The organism is Flavobacterium endophyticum, from assembly GCF_003634455.1.
Classification (GTDB): Bacteria; Bacteroidota; Bacteroidia; order Flavobacteriales; family Flavobacteriaceae; genus Flavobacterium; species Flavobacterium endophyticum.
In genome coordinates, this window is sequence record NZ_RBLC01000004.1 from 260,424 (window position 1) to 278,581 (window position 18,158).

Consider the following 18,158-nt stretch of genomic DNA (forward strand, 5'->3'; position numbering starts at 1 on the left):
ACAGCACAATTCAAATATACATATTTTTCTTACAACTTATTAATTACAGCTAACTTTAACATATTATGAATCAATACAATGCATTATATACAGAGTAAAAAAAGGAGCCCATTGGGCTCCTTTTCTATGCAGTTTAAGTCTTGGTGTTTTGTTTGTCTTTATTTCAGCGTAAAGCTGGTTTTTGAAACTAGCGTTCCTTTGTCAAAGATATTTACATAGTAAACTCCTTTTTCAAAATCTACGCCGTTGCCGTCTAAAAATTCGCAGACATCGACTGCTTTATTTTCATACGCTACTGTAGTCGTGAAGCTGTACGTTAAAGACATATCTCCGAAAGCTTCTGTCTTTTTCTCGCCCAGCACGTTATTTTTGCTGTCGATGATTTGAACGTAGTATAACTTGTTTCCAGATTTTGCTACTTCATTCTGTGCTATCGCGAAACAAACTTTAAGCTTGTCGGCACGTCTGGCTCTTTCAGTAACGACTTGTTTTCCTGAGCTTTTTTCTTTGATGGCTTCAGTTCTCAAGTTCATAACTGTCAGTTTTGACGCTTTCTCGACTGTTTTTGCCAAGTTTTCGTTTTGGATAACTAATGTATCATTAAACTTTTTAGCCTCTCCTAATGCCAGACTGATGCTGTCATTTTTAGAAGTCAGAAGCGAATTCTGGTCTTTCAGCAATCCGTTTTCTTTCGCCAGCGCATTGAATTTCGCATTCAGCGTATTGTATTGGCTTTGGTATTTTTTCAGAGAAGCAATGTCTCCTTTTGATTTTTCGAGTTCGGCCATCAATTTGACAACTTTCTCTCTTTCTGCAATCAGCTCATCCGATACGGAAGTGTTTTCTGCAATTGCAGCATCTAATTTGGTTTTTAGAGCAGCCAGATCATTCATAGCAGACTCTTTGTCTTTGACCAGCAGCGTTTCTGTAGATTTCGCATCGCTGCTCATTTTGTACATGTAAACTAAACTCCCCGCGAGTAGAATTGCCAAAACGACGATAATCGCCTTTAGGCTGGAATTACTTTTTTGATTTTCCATGGTAATAGTGGTAATGGTTTAAACAAATTAAATAAAATTTTGGGGGATTTATAAGACAGTTAACGTAAGTTTATATAATTATATTATTTTTGGAGTTAAATTTTTTTTATGGAAAAGCTTATTCCCTTTACTGTGCACGATTTAGCTAGAGTAACTAATTTTCGAAGCGGTGAAGTCAAATTTGGCGAAAAGATGCAGACTATCCCAAAAGGGGCTGATACTGTTGAATTTCTGCAAACTTCCGATGCAAAATTCGTATTGTTCGGAATTCCAGAAGACATAGGGGTTCGGGCTAATTTCGGGCGTCCTGGAGCAGCTTCTGCTTGGGAAAGTACCATAAAAAGTATAGCCAATATCCAGCACAATCGCTTTAGCAAGGGCAACCAGATTCTAGTCTTGGGCCATCTGGATGCTGCCGAAGAGATGAAAGAAGTCGAAAACCTTGATTTTAATATTCTGGAAGAAAGAAAACAGCTTTCTAAAGTTGTCGAGAAAATAGACAAGGAAGTCTCTCACATTATCTTTACGATTGTCAAGGCAGGGAAAATCCCTATCATCATTGGCGGCGGACATAACAACGCTTACGGAAATATAAAAGGAACGGCGCTTGCCAAAGGAAAAGCCATCAATGCGATTAATTTTGATGCCCATTCCGATTTTAGAATCTTGGAAGGAAGACACAGCGGCAACGGCTTTTCGTATGCTTATGAAGAAGGCTTTCTGAAAAAATATTTTGTCTTCGGACTCCACGAAAGCTACACCTCTAAAAGCGTGTTGCACGAAATCAAGAAGCTGGACGAAAGAGTCCGCATCAATACCTATGACGAAATCAACATCCGCAGGGAAAAAGATTTCAGGCTGGAAATGGAAAGAGCCTTTTCGTTCATCCGAAACGACTTTTACGGTATCGAAATCGATTTGGATTCGATTCCGGGCATTCCGAGCAGCGCCATGACGTTGAGCGGTTTTTCGGTAGAAGAACTGCGTCAGTTTATCCACTTTTTTAGCCAAGACCCGAACGCCTGCTACTTGCACATCTGCGAAGGCGCACCTGATTTGGGCGATCCTAAAAACAGCCATCTGGTCGGAAAGCTCATAGGCTACCTCGTGACCGATTTCATGAAGGCGAAAAGCGAAACAGAATAATAGATGAATATACTTCTTATTGAAGATGACAAGCGGATCAGTGATTTTGTAATCAAGGGACTCGAAGAGAATGGCTTTTCGGTGACTCTTGCCGTTACGGGAGAAATCGCGCGCGAGATGATTTCGGAAAGCGAGTGGGACATCATCTTGATGGACATCATGCTTCCGGGAATTGACGGAATCCAGCTGACCAAACTTATCCGATTCAAAAAGAACCATACGCCGATATTAGTCCTCAGCGCACTCGATGATGCAGACGATAAAGTTTCCGCTCTTGACAGCGGTGCCGATGATTATCTGGTGAAGCCGTTCCACTTTAAGGAATTGATTTCGCGAATCAACGCGTTGACAAGAAGGACAAAATTCAACTATAAGGAAAAAGAACAGGTGTATGTCTGCCATAACCTGACAGTCAACCTTGATGAACACTCGGTATTCCAAGAAGAACAGCCGATTGATCTGTCGCCAAGAGAATACAAGCTGTTGCTTTTTTTATTAGAAAACAAAAACAAGGTCGTTTCTAGGACACAGCTGTTAAATGCCGTCTGGGGCATCAATTACGACAACAATACCAATGTGGTCGATGTCTATATTTCCTACCTAAGAAACAAAATCGACGAAAACCAGCATAAATTTATCCATACAATCAAAGGGACAGGATACATGCTCAAAGAATAGCTTATGAAAATCCGAAACCGCCTAACGCTCATCTCATCCGCCACGTTCGGGTTTGTTTTCATAATCGCTTCGGTCTTGATTTATCTGGCTTTCTACAATAGCTCTGAAAAAGTCGTTTTTAAGGAACTCCAAAAAACCTGCCTGCTTTCGGGCATCTATTACCTTGAAAAAGATGAGCTTCCGCATTATGAGCATTCTGCGATCAAAGAACAGTTTGAAGAAAACATACAGAATGATATCGTTCGCGTTTACGACCTGAACAATACGATTGTTTATGGCGAAAAAGAAGCCGACAGAAATATCAATCCCAAGGAATTAGAGTTTGTCCGAAAGAACAAAAAGCTCAGTTTTAAATCCAACAACCACTTTTACTACGGTATTTTTTACAACGACAACCAAGGCGATTTCGTGGTTTTTGTAAAAACCAAAAGCGAAGTATTCAAGTCGCAGACCAACCGATTATTGGTCATTATGATCATCGTTTTGTTTGCCGGACTGCTGTTTATTTTATTTTTGAGTCGACTGCTTTCCAACATTGCTTACCGTCCGATTACAGAAGTCATAAGTCAAGTTAATTCGATGGAATTAAACTCGTTAGACCAGCCTATTTCATCTTCTAATACCAATGACGAAGTACAGGATTTGATTACGACTTTTAATAATTTATTGAGCCGATTGTCGGATACTTTTGCGATACAGAAGAATTTTATCAATTATGTATCACATGAATTTAAGACGCCCCTAGCCTCTATTTCAGGAAACCTGGAGGTATTTGCCCAAAAGGACAGAACGCCGGAAGAATACCAAAAAGTAACGTCCGAAGCGCTAGAAAATGTCTATCATATCGAAGAAATCTTAAACAACCTGATGATGCTTTCGGGCCTAAAAACCATTACTCCCGAAAACGAGACATTCCGCATCGACGAAACGCTTTGGAACATCAATGATAAGATTTTTGAAGCCTATGACCAACAGGAAGTCCGTATTGATTTGGAAGTCAAAGACGAAAAGCTGCTGTCTGTCAAAGGCAGCGAGCTGCAGCTGCAGCTTGCCTTGTACAACCTGATTGAAAACGCTGTGAAATATTCTGACGGAAATCCGATAAAGATTTCTCTGTCTGAAACTGACGGCCAGCTCCAGATTACCATCCAAGACTATGGAAAGGGTATCTTGAAAGAAGATCTTGACTATATTCAGCAGACGTTTTACCGCGGCAAAAATGTCGGAAACGTTAAAGGAAGCGGTATCGGCCTATCCTTAGCAACTATCATCTTTAAGCAAAACAATATCCAGTTTTCCATCTACTCAAAAGAAAACGCTGGAACCTTAATTACGCTACTGTTTCCAAAACTCTAATCGTTTTCTAATGTCAGCTTAATTTACTTTTAATGTGAGTCAAATACTGCTATAATCTTTGCCCGATAGCTTTGCAGTCATAAAAAAGACTCACATTGAAACGTATCGTATTTACCGCCTTTTTCGTTAGCCTTTGCTCTTCTGGCAAAGCACAAAACGCTACAGCAAGAGACACTTTGTTGGTTTCAAGGGCCGAAGCCGAAGCTATTTTCTTGAAAAATAACCTAAGGCTCCTGTCTGAAAAACTCAACATCGACCAAGCTGAAGCGCAAGTTATCCAAGCCAAATTATGGCCCAATCCGCGATTAGAAGTCGGCGAGATCAATCTATGGTCGAATGCCAAATCCGAACAGCTCCCTCCTATTTCGGGCAACTGGGGAAAGACTTCTGAAGTAACTGTTGGATTAGAACAGCTGATTTATACAGCACGCAAGAGAAAGAAATTGATGGCCATGGAGAAAGTCGGCGTGGAAATAGCTCAGGAATATTTTCAAGATTTTCTTCGGATTTTGAAGGTTGAGTTCCGAAACAATTTGACTCACCTGCAATATGTTGAGGAAAAACAGAGCGTATACAAAAAACAGCTCACCTCAATCCAAAAGCTATTAAATGCCTATTCCAATCAAGCTAAGCAAGGTAATATCAGCAAAGGTGAATTTATCCGACTTAAAGCTTCTGAATTGGAATTCGTGAAACAACTGAGCGATCTTCAGAAAGAAAACAACCAACTGCAGAAAGAATTAAAAACACTGATGAATCTTCCTCCGCAACGTTTTCTAAAAATCAGCATGGATCAATTCGTGCCCGACGTGAACAAGATGGAAAGCATCAATCTTGCCGCATTGACTGCCGATGCTTTGGAAAACCGTCCGGATGTAAAAGCATCCGTTTTAGAAGAAAAATACAACAACCGAAAATACAAATACGAACTGTCGCAACGCACTCCCGATGTGACTTTATTGGCCAGCTATGACCGCGGCGGGAATATCATGAATGATTTTGTAGGTGTCGGTTTTGCTTTAGACCTTCCCTTTTTTAGCAGAAATCAAGGCAATATCAAGGCTTCGAAAATAGAAATCCAAAAAAGCCAGTATATGAAAGAAGAGAAAAACAACCAAGCCCAAAACGAGGTCATCCAAGCCTACGAAGATTTGGTTGTAGCCAAAAAGTTATACGAAAATATTGAAGCTTCGTATGAAAAAGACCTCGATATGCTTTTGGAAAGCCATCAAAAAAACTTTGCCTTGAGAAACACGAGCATGCTCGAATACCTCGATTTTGTCAACGCTTATCTTGAAAACAAGACCATCATTCTGGATTCTAAAAAAGAACTCAACGAATATTTTGAAGAATTGCAGTTTGTCATTGGCAAAGAACTTTAATCCCTCTAATTAAGAAACACTTATTATGAAATATATCTATTTATCATTGCCATTGCTCCTGCTTTTTAGCTGTAAAGAAAAAGAAGCTGTTCTAGAAAAAAGCGACAAATTCTGCCTAAACGAAGACCTAAAGAAAAAAGTCACCATTGAAGAAGTCAGAAAAGAACCTATTTCAGAAACCTTTTCATTGACTGGAAATGTAACCTATAATGCAGACAATGTGGTCCAATTTACCAGCCTAATCAACGGCGTAGTAACCAACACTTATTTCTCTTTAGGCGATTATGTCAAAAAAGGACAACTACTAGCTGAAATAAAAAGTACGGAGTTAAACGGATTGCAGTCTGAAAACAAGTCCGTCGAATCGCAATTAGCCGTGGCGCAAAGACAGCTTTCTTCTGTAAAATCGATGTTTGAAGACGGAATTGCTTCACAGAAAGATTTAGTTCAGGCAGAAAGCGAAGTCAAGGTCTTAAAATCGTCGTTAGAAAACATCAAGAGCAACCTTGCCTTATATAGTGCCAGTTCTGAAAAATCTGTATTCCAAATCAAGGCTCCGTCCAATGGTTTTATAGTTGCCAAGAACATGAGCTCTGGAATGCAGATTTCCTCAGGAAGCGAGCCGCTTTTTACGATTTCTGACTTAAATGAAGTATGGGTCATGGTCAATATTTATGCGACTGATATGCAGAATATCAAAGAAAACATGGAGGTCAAGATCAAGACGCTGGCGTATCCTGACGCAGTTTTCTCAGGAAAAATTACGGCATTATCGCAAGTATTCGATGCCGAAGAACGGGTGCTGAAAGCAAAAATCGTAATGAAAAATACCGACTTGAAGCTAAAACCAGGAATGTCGGCAGATATTATCCTGAAAAAGCAAAATATCGCGACAGAATCAATGGTTGCTGTGCCTGTAAAGGCTGTAATTTTTGATGACAACCAAAATTTCATCATTGTCTATAAAGACGACTGCAATCTTGAAATCAGACAGGTCAATCCGGTAACCAAGAATAACGAGGTCGTTTATTTTGACAAGGGAATCCAAGAAAACGAAAAGATTATTTCTAAGAATCAGCTTCTGATTTATGAAAGCTTAAAATAACAGCAATCCATCCAAATACAATTTATGCAAAAGCTTGTACAAAATATAGTAGCCTTCTCGCTTAAAAATTCGCTCATCGTCTTCTTTGCCACCGCATTGCTGTTCGCGGGAGGAATCATAAGCTATATGCACACTCCTATCGAAGCGTTTCCTGACGTGACGAATACGAGAGCCCGAATTATTACGCAATGGCCTGGACGAAGCGCTGAAGAAGTAGAAAAATTCATCACGCTCCCGATTTCAAAACAGATGAACACGATTCCGAAGAAAGCAGAAGTGCGCTCGATTTCGCTCTTCGGTTTGTCTGTCGTAACCGTTCTTTTTGATGAAGACGTAGAAGATTTTTATGCCCAGCAATATGCTTCTAACCGAATGGCGAGCGTAAGTCTTCCCGAAGGTGCTGATGCCGAAATTGATCCGCCGTATGGCGCAACAGGCGAAATTTTCAGATACGTAGTAAAAGGCGACTTGCCAATAAAAGAACTGACCGCAATACAAGACTGGGTTATCGAACGCGAATTGGTTTCAGTTCCTGGCGTAGCAAACGTCGTAAGTTTTGGTGGCGAAGAAAAAATCTATGAAATAAAAATCAACCCGACAGAGTTGGTCAACTACAATCTATCGCCCTTAGACGTCTATGAAGCCGTTTCAAAAAGCAATATCAATGTGGGCGGCGATGTCATTCAGCGAGGTGACCAAGCGTATGTGGTTCGAGGTGTCGGTCTGCTCGATAATATTGAAGATATTGGAAACATATTGATCGAAGTAAAAGGCTCCACGCCGGTTCTTGTCAAACACGTTGCCGAAGTAAAAATTGGAGCCAAGCCCAGATTAGGGCAAGTTGGTCTAGACAATAGTGATGATTTGGTAGAGGGAATCGTTGTCATGCTTCGTGGCGAAAATCCAAGTGAAGTTATTGAAAATCTGCGTACTAGAATCGATGAATTAAACGAAAGAATTCTGCCAAAAGGTGTAACCATTGAACCTTTTATTGACCGCACCGAATTGGTCAACACGACCGTTCATACCGTTACTAAAAACCTGATCGAAGGCGTCTTATTGGTCTCGCTGATTGTTTTCATTTTCATGTACAATTGGCGTACAACGGTAATCGTTGCTTCTGTAATTCCGCTTTCGTTTTTGTTTGCGATTATCATGTTGCGTATCCAAGGACTTCCTGCCAACCTGATTTCTATGGGAGCACTTGACTTTGGTTTGTTGCTAGAAGGAACACTCGTCATCGTCGAACAGGTCTTTGTCTCGCTCGAAAAGAAAGCACATAAGGTCGGCATGAAACGTTTTAACAACATGTCAAAAATGGGACTTATCAAGAAAAGTGTAGGAAGCGTTGCTACTTATATTTTCTTTGCCTTGATTATCCTGATTGTTGCCCTTCTTCCTATTTTCTCTTTCCAAAAAGTAGAAGGAAAAATGTTCTCGCCATTAGCATTTACCTTGGGTTATGCTTTGGTCGGGTCCCTGATCTTGAGCTTGACATATGTTCCTGCCATGTGTAAAGTCTTATTGACAAAAAACATTGTCGAAAAAGAAAATAGGATCTCCAGATTCTTCCGAAACAATCTGTACAAAATGTTCTTATGGAGTGAAAGGCATCGAAAAGCTACCGTATATGGCTTTATCCTATTGCTTGCGGTCTGCTTTGGACGGTTTATGTTCTACGGATCAGAATTTATTCCAAAGCTGAATGAAGGCGCTATTTATATCCGAGCAACACTGCCGAATAGCATTAATCTGGACGAATCGGTCCGTCTTACGAAAGAAATGAAAACCAAGCTCCAAAAGTTTGACGAAGTAAAATTCATTCTTTCCCAAACCGGAAGGCCAAATGATGGAACCGATCCGACAGGCTTCTTCAATATCGAATTCCACATGGAATTAAAGCATCAGGACGAATGGAAACGAAAAATCTCAAAAGAACAGCTGATTACAGAAATCAAGGAAAAGCTAGAAGAATATCCCGGAATTAACTTCGGCTTTAGCCAACCGATTCAAGACAATGTAGAAGAATATGTTGCCGGCGTAAAAAGTCCGTTGGTTATCAAGATATTTGGCGATGACTTGTTCAAACTCGAAGAATATGCCAACAAAGTCGCTAAATCGATCGCTCCTGTAAAAGGTATCGAAGACGTAAATGTCTACAAAAACATCGGTTTACCAGAGCTTCGTATTCAACTGCACGATTCAAAAATGGCACGCTATGCCGTAACGACAGCCGATGCACAAGCTGTAATTGCCATGACTATTGGCGGACAAGCCGCAACGACTTTTTATGAAAACGAACGAATGTTTGATGTCCGAATCCGTTTTGAAAAAGAATACAGAGATTCTAAAGAGAAAATCGAAAACATTCTGATTCCGACGATGGACGGCAAAAAAGTACCGCTTCGAGAAATTGCGACAGTCAGCTACCAAACCGGTCCGACTTTTATTTATAGGGAAGGGAACAGCCGTTATATCGCCATCGGCTTCAGTATTGAAGGACGCGATTTGGGAAGCACGATTGCCGAAGCGCAGAAAAAAGTAGCCGCAGAAGTAAAACTTCCGAAAGAAAACACGATGAAATGGGCAGGCGAATTCGAAAGCAAGGAACGTGCTTCTAAACAGCTGGCGATTATCGTTCCTGTGGTATTGCTGTTTATCTTGTTCTTATTGTATTTCAACTTCGGAAACATGAAAGACACGTTGATTGCGACAAGCACTATTCCGTATGCTTTTGCCGGAGGTTTCCTCTCGCTTTGGATGACGGGAACCATCTTTGGCATCTCGGCAGGTATCGGTTTTATTATCCTTTTCGGAGTAAATACGATTAATGGAATTATATTGATTGCGGTCATGAAAGAAAACTTACGGGCAAAAATGCCGTTGCGAAAAGCCATTTCAGAAGGAGTTTACAGCAGAATTCGTCCCATCGTGATGATTGCGCTGATGGGTTCTATGGGTCTATTGCCTGCAGCGCTTTCATCTGGGATGGGTTCTGAAATCCAGAAACCTTTGGCCATTATGATTGTCGGCGGACTGCTTTTCTGCATGATTTTCTCCCTGACCGTCTTGCCACAGGTATTTTATAATGCCTATAGAAAAAAACATGAGTAGTTGCATGTTGGTTTGTTTTATATTGGTTAATAGTGATCAAAGCTCCATAGATATGGGGCTTTTTTCTTTTAATTATTGCAAAAAAGCAAACGAAATCTATTAAATAATAAAAACTATCTTTGCACCGTATTTGCAATTACTGCAAAGACTTAAATTACCTTTTATGTTATTTGAAGATTTATCACTTTCCAAAAGTATACAGAGAGCCGTTTTTGAAATCGGCTATTTGGAAGCAACACCGATACAAGAAAAATCAATTCCGATTATTTTAGCAGGAAACGATCTTGTAGGCTGTGCTCAGACTGGTACTGGAAAAACAGGCGCATTCGCAATTCCTATTATTCATCATATTCACCGCATTGTTGGCTCGTCAAAAAAAGCAAAACAAATCAGGACTTTGGTTGTCACTCCTACGCGCGAGCTTGCCGTACAAATCGGCCAAAGCTTTGAAGCGTATGCAAAATATACCAACCTCGTACAGCTGACCATCTTTGGAGGCGTTTCGCAAGTACCTCAAGTAGATATCTTGAAAAAAGGCGTCGATATTTTGATTGCCACGCCAGGACGATTATTAGACCTGCACAAGCAAGGCTTTATTGATCTTGACCATCTGCATACGCTAGTGTTAGACGAAGCCGACCAGATGCTGGACATGGGTTTTATCAATGATGTCAAAAAGATTGTAAAACTTACGCCAAAAAACAGACAGACGCTTTTGTTTTCTGCTACTATGCCTATGGCGATCAGAGAACTGGCCGAAACATTCCTGAACAAGCCCGAATATGTTTCTGTTTCTCCTGTATCATCAACTGCAGAAACTGTAGAGCAGCGTGTTTATTTTGTAAACAAGGAAGACAAACGACAGCTTTTGTATCATCTGATCAAGAACGAAAATATTTATGATGTTTTGGTTTTTTCAAGAACCAAACACGGAGCAGACAATGTTGTCAAAGCTTTAAGAAAGCAAGGGATCGCTGCTGAAGCCATCCACGGTGACAAATCACAGAATGCCAGACAGCGTGTATTGGACAGCTTTAAAAGCAAAGAAGTTGGTGTTTTAGTAGCAACGGATATTGCCGCAAGGGGAATCGACATCGACAAACTGCCGTATATCATAAACTTTGACCTTCCTAATATTCCTGAAACTTACGTGCATCGAATTGGAAGAACAGGCCGTGCCGGAAATGGAGGTATTGCCATCTCTTTCTGCTCTAAAGATGAAGAAGGCTACTGGAAAGACATTCAGCGCCTAATTAAAGTCAACGTAAAGACTATCAATGACCATCCTTACCCTTGGAAAGATACCGTTCCTGATCCAAATGCAAAACCGGACTTGAGAAATAAAAACAAGGCTAAAGAAAATAATTCGAGAAAATCGGATGCTTCAAAAAAGAATAAAAAACGCTGGTACTAACCAACGTTTTTTGTTTTAAATTTGTATACCTAAAAATCCCCCCCTGACGTATGAAATCTTTTTACTTCCTATTCTTACTGGCCGCACAGGCATTATTTTCACAAGATCTTAAAGTGATGAGCTACAATATTCGGCTGGATACCCAGAGTGACGGCGAGAACCAATGGTCGAAGCGAAAAGAATTCATGACCGATCAGATAAAGTTCTACATGCCTGATTTTATGGGAGTACAGGAAGCATTACCTCAGCAGATGAGTTATATCGACAGTACGCTCACTGGATATGGCTTTATTGGAAAAGGGCGCGACGACGGAAAATCGAAAGGAGAACACAGCGCTATTTTTTATAATTCGGACAAGTTTAAGCTGTTGGAAGAAAATACATTTTGGCTGTCTGAAACACCAGAAAAGCCGTCAAAAGGATGGGATGCGGCTTACAACAGAGTATGTACGTATGGCTTGTTCCAAAACAAAAAGACCAAAAAGAAACTTTGGGTTTTCAATACGCATTTTGACCATGTCGGGGATATTGCCAGAGCCGAAAGCTCAAAACTGATTTTAGAAAAAATCCGAAAAATAAACAAGGACAACCTTCCTGTGGTCTTGACAGGAGACTTTAATTTAGAAGCAGAAACGCTTCCGCTACAGCTTATCAAGAAAGAGCTGGACGATGCCCAAAAAGTATGCAGGGGAATTGTTTTCGGACCTGAAGGTACTTTTAATGCTTTTGAATTTAATAAGCCTGTAACGACACGAATCGATTATATTTTTATCAATAGAAATACGATGGAAGTTGTCAAATTCGCCACCTTAAGCGATTCTAAAGACTGCCGTTATCCATCGGACCACTTGCCTATTTACGCAGAGATAAATTTCAAATAAGCTAGTGCTGCGTTGAGTATTTTGCGATCTGGCTATTGATAATCTGGAATAAACGCAAAGGTTCAAAAGGCTTGATTAGGATGTCGTTCATTCCTGACAGCTTTGCTTCGTCGGTAATTTCATCTTTATCAAAAGCCGTAAGGGCGATTATAGGTATGTCTATTCCTTTGTCGCGAATCATTCGGGTTGTTTCAAATCCGTTGATGACAGGCATGTTGATGTCCATCAAGATAACGTCAAATGTTTCTTTTTCGAGAATGTTCAGGGCCGCATAACCATCATCGACAACAAAGCATTTGTAGTTGTTCTTTTCGATAATTTTCTTAGTCACCATCTGATTGATTTTGTTGTCTTCTACAACAAGAATCTTATACGAAGAAACATTTGTCGTATCGACATCAATGTTTTCGATATACGTTTTTGTAGCGTTCGCATCATATTCGAAAGGAATCGTAAACGTGACAGTGGTTCCTTCGCCTTCCTTGCTCTCTAGACGAATACTGCTTCCAAGAAGCTCTAAAAGACGTTTTACGATAGAAAGTCCAAGGCCGGTTCCTTGGTAATCTCCTTCTTTTCTGTCAATCTGTACAAATTTCTCAAATATCTTGTTCTGATTTTCGACTGCAATACCGCATCCATTGTCGACAATCTCAAATTTTATGTAATAGGTATTTCCTTCTTTTTTCTCCAACGCGGCGGCTAATTTTATGACTCCGTTTTGCGTAAATTTCAAGGCGTTGCTTGTAAGATTTACCAAAATCTGAGACAAACGCAGCTTATCGCCTATCAAATATTCGGGTATTTCGATATCTACGTCAATCATCACCTTGTTCCTGTTTTTGATGGCGATAAACTGAAGGGCTTCTTTCACTTTTTCGATCTCATCCAAGACATTCAGCGGAAGTTCTTCCAGCACTATCTTCTTATCTTCTATTTTGTGGATTTGCAACAGGTCATTCACGAGCGATAAAAGGTAACGCGCCGAAAACTTTAAAGAGTTGATGTGCGGACTGTTTTCTAGTTCCTTATGTTCATCAAGAATTAAGTTGGTGATTCCGATAACGCCATATAAAGGCGTCCGTAGCTCGTGGGTTACGGTAGAAATAAACTGGCTTTTCAGTATAGACGATTCTTCGGCCTTGTCTTTTGCTATCTTTAGCTCTTCATTGCTTTCCAGCAGCTTCTGATTGACTTTTTTTCTGTAGATGCTGTTCTTGTAAAAAGTATACAGCAGCAAGAGCAGGATGATTAGTATGGCAAGAAATAAGATGACGATAATCTTTGAATTCCTTAGATTCTTTTGCTGGGCATATTTCTCAAGCTCAATCTTATCAATTTTTCTTCTAGACTCATCAAGCTCGATCTGGATTCCTGCTATCTGAGCGCTTTTTAATTTTTCGTGATTGTGAAGGTCGTCTTTCAGCTCTTCATAATGTACTTTATTGATATAGGCATTTTTATAATCCTTGATTTGATAGAGATGCTTTGAATATTCTGCATAAGCGTCTGCCAAGGCATTTTGCTGCTTGTATCGGATTCCATAATCAATGGCAAGCTTAAAATACGAATCGGCCAGCCGGGCATTGCCGTTACTGCTGTAATACATCCCGAATAGGTTGTTTACGATTACTTTGGATTCGATATCTCCATACTTGTCAAGATGTTTTTCGACATTCTTTAGATAAGGAAGACCCTGCACAAAATCTTTCTTGTTGAAATACGCCCAAGCCAGGTTCATTTCTGTAAAGATTATTTCTGTAGTGTCTTTTACTTTTTGGGCATACTGGAGCGATTTTTTATAATGGTAGATTCCCTTGTCGTAGTCTTTTATCGCAAAATTGTAGAGATTGCCAATGTTGTTGTGGATCCAGTCCTTGATCGTATCGTTTTGGGTCTTTTGAGAATAAATAAGGGCTTTATTATAATAGGCCAAAGCCATATTGGTATTCATGAGTTCTTCATGGCAGCCCGCAATAGTATTGTAGGACATCGCAACATAATCGTATTGCTTGTTCTTATATGCCAAATTCAAAGCCTGTTTGGAAACCTGCAGCGATTCCATATATTTCAGGTCTGTCAGCAAGCCATCGGCTTTACAGATGAGATCATAAATTCGGGTTCTAGTATCTTTTATATTTTCTTGCGAAAAAGCCAGGCTGCAATAAAGGAGTAGGACCAGAACAAATGAAATTATTCTATTTCGGGGCATAGATAATTTTTACTCCAAATATACTATAAATAAAAAAAATCTCGGTCTATACCGAGATTTTGTTATTTTATTAATTCCTAATCAATTTTTTGTATTTGATTCGTTTCGGAGTCAGATCGCCGCCTAATCGTTTCTTCTTGTTTTCTTCGTACTCTGAGAAGCTGCCTTCAAAGAAATAGACTTCAGAATTTCCTTCAAAAGCCAAGATGTGCGTACAGATCCTGTCTAAGAACCAACGGTCGTGGGAAATAACTACCGCACAGCCCGCAAAATTCTCCAAACCTTCTTCTAAAGCACGAAGCGTGTTGATGTCCAAGTCGTTGGTAGGCTCATCCAGAAGCAATACGTTTCCTTCTTCTTTTAAGGTCATTGCCAAGTGAAGACGGTTTCTTTCTCCTCCAGAAAGCGTATTTACCTTTTTGTTTTGGTCGCTTCCTCCAAAGTTGAAACGGCTCAAGTAGGCTCTTGAATTTACCTGCTTGCCGCCCATCATGATCAACTCTTGTCCGTCGCAGAAATTTTCCCAGATGGATTTGTTAGGATCGATGTTTGAGTGCGCCTGATCTACATACGCAATCTTTACCGTTTCACCGATAGAAAATTCTCCTTTGTCTGGCGTTTCTTCGCCCATAATCATTCTAAAGATGGTCGTCTTACCCGCACCGTTAGGTCCGATGATTCCAACGATTCCAGCTTGAGGTAATGTAAAGTTCAAATCTTCATACAACAATTTGTCGCCATAGCCTTTTGCAACGCCTTTTGCTTCAATAACATTGGTTCCCAAACGAGGCCCGTTCGGGATATAGATTTCTAGATTTTCATCCAGTTGTTTTTGGTCTTCGTTCAAAAGCTTGTCATAATTCTGAAGACGCGCTTTTTGTTTTGTCTGACGGCCTTTTGCTCCTTGGCGTACCCAGTCTAACTCGCGCTCTAAAGTCTTTCTTCTTTTTGAAGCTACTTTTTCTTCAAGAGCCATTCGGCTTGATTTTTGGTCTAGCCAAGAAGAATAGTTTCCTTTCCACGGAATACCTTCTCCTCTATCCAGTTCCAAGATCCAGCCTGCTACGTTATCCAAGAAATAACGGTCGTGGGTTACGGCAATTACGGTTCCTGAATATTGTGCTAAATGCTGCTCTAGCCATAGTACCGATTCAGCATCTAAGTGGTTGGTAGGCTCATCCAGCAATAATACGTCTGGTTGTTGTAACAACAGTCTGCATAATGCCACACGTCTTTTCTCTCCTCCAGAAAGCACCTTAATTGGCGTATCTGGTTCTGGAGTACGAAGCGCATCCATAGCAATTTCTAGTTTGGTATCGATTTCCCAAGCACCTAAAGAATCAATCTTGTCTTGAAGCTCGGCTTGACGGTCCATCAGTTTCTGCATCTTATCGGCATCTTCGTACACCTCTGGCAATCCGAATTGGTCGTTGATTTTGTTGAACTCGTCTAAAACCGCCATGGTTTCTGCCACGCCTTCTCTTACGATTTCAATCACAGTTTTGTTTTCGTCCAATTGAGGCTCTTGCTCTAGGTAGCCTACTGTATAGCCTGGTGCAAAAACCACATCACCTTGGTAGTTTTTATCAACACCTGCAATAATTTTTAATAGGGATGATTTTCCCGAACCGTTAAGTCCAAGAATACCGATCTTCGCTCCATAAAAGAAACTAAGATAGATGTTTTTTAATACCTGCTTGTCGCTGCTTTGGTAAGTCTTGCTTACTTTCTGCATCGAAAAAATTACCTTCTTATCGTCTGACATTTTTATTTATTTTATTAAACACTGTACATAATTTGCTTAAAAGCCGACTACAAAGATAGCTTTTAAATGCAAAACTAGAAATGTTTATTCATCAATAGCGCTACTGTTTTCTTTGGAAATGTATCTTGCCTAAAGCTAAAAAAGTCGCTCTAGTTGCTAACAGGCTGAATTTAGTTTTTCAACTTTCTGAAATCCTCTTTTTTTGAAATCAGAAAATCGGTTACTTCTAGTACATTGTTAGTATTAGCAATAATTGTCGCCTTCGGATCGGCATAACAGAATTCAAGAAAAATACCAATCTCTTCTTCCTTTAATTTTAAAGTTTTGAGAAAAAAATCTTTGTTGAAATTATCAGAAACATACTCCTTAATGTCTACGTTGGCTACAGCCTTGTCGTCTTTATTTCCTTTAAAAAGCTTTCCGATCATTTTGCCTATGGCAACAAAATTAAGTCCGTGGTTTATGGCGCCGTTATAGACCATTGTGTTGGTAGGAGAATTCAGTATATTGTCCACAGACCGCAACGGCACAGCAGTAGGGGCATCGAGTTTTACATCATCTGTCTCTTTTGTAATTTCTACTTCTACCAGCTGTATTGCTTCTTGATTTAAAGCGGCCTCCATGCCGGCCTTTTCAAAATCTTTCTGTTTGAGGAAAATCCTCCTAGTCGTATAATTCTTTCCTGCAAAAATGAGAACATCGCCGACTTTTGCCGAGATAGAAAATTTTCCCGAAGCATCCGTCACAGTCAGGGTGCTGTTGGTTTGATTGATAACATCAATACCTGCAATCGGAAAACCATCAGTACTAACCTTTCCTTGAAGCAGTTTTTCTGACTGGCACAAGCCAAGCTGAAATACAAATAAAAATACAGCAATAAAAGAAGTAGTTTTCATCAATACGAAAGATTTAAATAGTTATGCAAGCCTTTCAAAAATAGGCTTTTTCTTTCATCCATAGATTTAGGCACTTACTTTTACAATAAAATTAACGTCTGCTTTGCCTGCTTAAGTATTCCATCTTCTGGCGTTGCAGAAAAATAAGTACCTTGCAGAAACATTTATCCGGAATGGACATTCTAGAAATACTGAACCACATACATCCGCTTTCTAAAGAAGCGGGCCAAAAAATAGTGCAATATAGCACCAAAATAAACCTACCGAAAGGACATATCATCTTAGAAGCTGACAAGACGGAAACTTCCGTCTATTTTATCAAGAAAGGTATCGTTAGGGCTTTTGCCCCTAAAGAAGAAAAAGACATTACTTTTTGGTTTGGCAGAGAAGGCGACCCTATTGTTTCCATGAAAAGCTATGTAGACAACAAGCCCGGCTATGAATGCGTAGAACTATTAGAAGACTGCGAACTATATGAAATCAAGAACCATGATCTGCAGCAGCTTTTTTTAGAAGATATCAGCATAGCCAATTGGGGACGAAAATTTGCAGAAACTCTGCTTCTCCATACCGAAGAACGGCTTATCTCCAAGCTATTCAAATCGGCTAAAGAGCGCTATCTGGAACTGCTCCAAGACAATCCCGATTTTGTACAGAGAATACAGCTTGGTTATATCGCATCTTATTTGGGCATTACGCAGGTCAGCTTGAGCAGGATCAGGGCCGAGATCAAATAAGCCCCTCCTGGCTTTTTACTACCGCTTATTTTTTATCATTTGTAAAAAAAGATCTCGCAATAAGAAACGACCTTTGCCTAAATTTTAAAAGAATAGCATTTATGAACTGGATCATACTTATTATAGCCGGATTATTTGAAGTCGCCTTTACCTTTTGCTTGGGCAAGGCCAAAGAAGCTACAGGAACAGAATCGTATGCATGGTATGGCGGCTTTTTGGTTGCCTGCATCATCAGCATGTCGTTGTTGATCAAGGCCACGCAAAACCTGCCGCTCGGAACGGCTTATGCGGTGTGGACAGGAATCGGCGCCGTAGGAACCGTATTGCTAGGCATTTTCGTGTTTAAAGATCCTGCCAACTTCTGGAGAATCTTTTTTATCGCGACATTGATCGCTTCGATTATCGGCCTGAAAACCGTTTCGCATTAATAACTAC

Annotated in this window: 14 protein-coding genes; 10 read left to right on the top strand and 4 right to left on the bottom strand. The window is 40.1% G+C overall.

Annotation, left to right across the window (positions count from 1 at the left end; all coding sequences use genetic code 11):
- Positions 1-158 precede the first annotated feature (158 nt).
- Complete coding sequence (locus tag CLV94_RS14255; protein ID WP_121377168.1) at positions 159-1,040, bottom strand: hypothetical protein; 882 nt, start codon at positions 1,038-1,040, stop codon at positions 159-161.
- 108 nt (positions 1,041-1,148) lie between these two features.
- Between CLV94_RS14255 and CLV94_RS14260 the strand changes: the two genes are divergently transcribed.
- The 8 genes from CLV94_RS14260 to CLV94_RS14295 all read left to right on the top strand — a co-directional run bounded on the left by CLV94_RS14260 (position 1,149) and on the right by CLV94_RS14295 (position 12,116).
- On the top strand, positions 1,149-2,186 hold the full coding sequence (locus tag CLV94_RS14260) for a formimidoylglutamase (protein ID WP_121377169.1): 1,038 nt from the start codon (positions 1,149-1,151) through the stop codon (positions 2,184-2,186).
- Between the two features lie 3 nt (positions 2,187-2,189).
- Entirely contained in the window at positions 2,190-2,864 is a 675-nt protein-coding gene (locus CLV94_RS14265) for a response regulator transcription factor (RefSeq protein WP_121377170.1), read from the top strand.
- Positions 2,865-2,867: 3 nt separating this feature from the next.
- On the top strand, positions 2,868-4,220 hold the full coding sequence (locus tag CLV94_RS14270) for a HAMP domain-containing sensor histidine kinase (RefSeq protein ID WP_121377171.1): 1,353 nt from the start codon (positions 2,868-2,870) through the stop codon (positions 4,218-4,220).
- A 95-nt stretch (positions 4,221-4,315) separates the two neighbouring features.
- Positions 4,316-5,602 (top strand): TolC family protein, encoded by a 1,287-nt coding sequence (locus tag CLV94_RS14275; RefSeq protein ID WP_121377172.1) that lies wholly within the window; start codon positions 4,316-4,318, stop codon positions 5,600-5,602.
- A 25-nt stretch (positions 5,603-5,627) separates the two neighbouring features.
- The gene (locus CLV94_RS14280; RefSeq protein WP_121377173.1) at positions 5,628-6,707 is read left to right on the top strand and encodes an efflux RND transporter periplasmic adaptor subunit; all 1,080 of its coding nucleotides are present in this window, start codon (positions 5,628-5,630) and stop codon (positions 6,705-6,707) included.
- A 24-nt stretch (positions 6,708-6,731) separates the two neighbouring features.
- Positions 6,732-9,821, top strand: a complete 3,090-nt coding sequence (locus tag CLV94_RS14285) for an efflux RND transporter permease subunit (RefSeq protein ID WP_121377174.1) — start codon at positions 6,732-6,734, stop codon at positions 9,819-9,821.
- Between the two features lie 163 nt (positions 9,822-9,984).
- Positions 9,985-11,235 carry a DEAD/DEAH box helicase gene (locus CLV94_RS14290; protein WP_121377175.1) on the top strand — a complete coding sequence of 417 codons (1,251 nt, stop codon included), beginning with the start codon at positions 9,985-9,987 and terminating at the stop codon, positions 11,233-11,235.
- Positions 11,236-11,285: 50 nt separating this feature from the next.
- Positions 11,286-12,116, top strand: a complete 831-nt coding sequence (locus CLV94_RS14295; RefSeq protein ID WP_121377176.1) for an endonuclease/exonuclease/phosphatase family protein — start codon at positions 11,286-11,288, stop codon at positions 12,114-12,116.
- Position 12,117: 1 nt separating this feature from the next.
- Here CLV94_RS14295 and CLV94_RS14300 read toward each other — a convergent pair whose 3' ends face one another.
- From CLV94_RS14300 to CLV94_RS14310, 3 genes are all read right to left on the bottom strand, one after another.
- Positions 12,118-14,325, bottom strand: coding sequence for an ATP-binding protein (locus CLV94_RS14300; protein WP_121377177.1), 2,208 nt, complete (start codon positions 14,323-14,325; stop codon positions 12,118-12,120).
- Positions 14,326-14,395: 70 nt separating this feature from the next.
- A complete protein-coding gene (gene ettA / locus CLV94_RS14305) occupies positions 14,396-16,090 on the bottom strand; it encodes an energy-dependent translational throttle protein EttA (RefSeq protein WP_121377178.1) in 1,695 nt (564 codons plus the stop codon).
- 170 nt (positions 16,091-16,260) lie between these two features.
- Positions 16,261-16,986: a hypothetical protein gene (locus CLV94_RS14310; protein ID WP_121377179.1), complete on the bottom strand. Its 726-nt coding sequence runs from the start codon at positions 16,984-16,986 to the stop codon at positions 16,261-16,263.
- A gap of 173 nt (positions 16,987-17,159) precedes the next feature.
- Here CLV94_RS14310 and CLV94_RS14315 point away from each other — a divergent pair, with 173 nt between their 5' ends.
- Both CLV94_RS14315 and CLV94_RS14320 read left to right on the top strand, forming a co-directional pair.
- The gene (locus CLV94_RS14315; RefSeq protein ID WP_121377180.1) at positions 17,160-17,723 is read left to right on the top strand and encodes a Crp/Fnr family transcriptional regulator; all 564 of its coding nucleotides are present in this window, start codon (positions 17,160-17,162) and stop codon (positions 17,721-17,723) included.
- Positions 17,724-17,824: 101 nt separating this feature from the next.
- On the top strand, positions 17,825-18,151 hold the full coding sequence (locus CLV94_RS14320; protein ID WP_121377181.1) for a DMT family transporter: 327 nt from the start codon (positions 17,825-17,827) through the stop codon (positions 18,149-18,151).
- Positions 18,152-18,158: the final 7 nt, after the last annotated feature.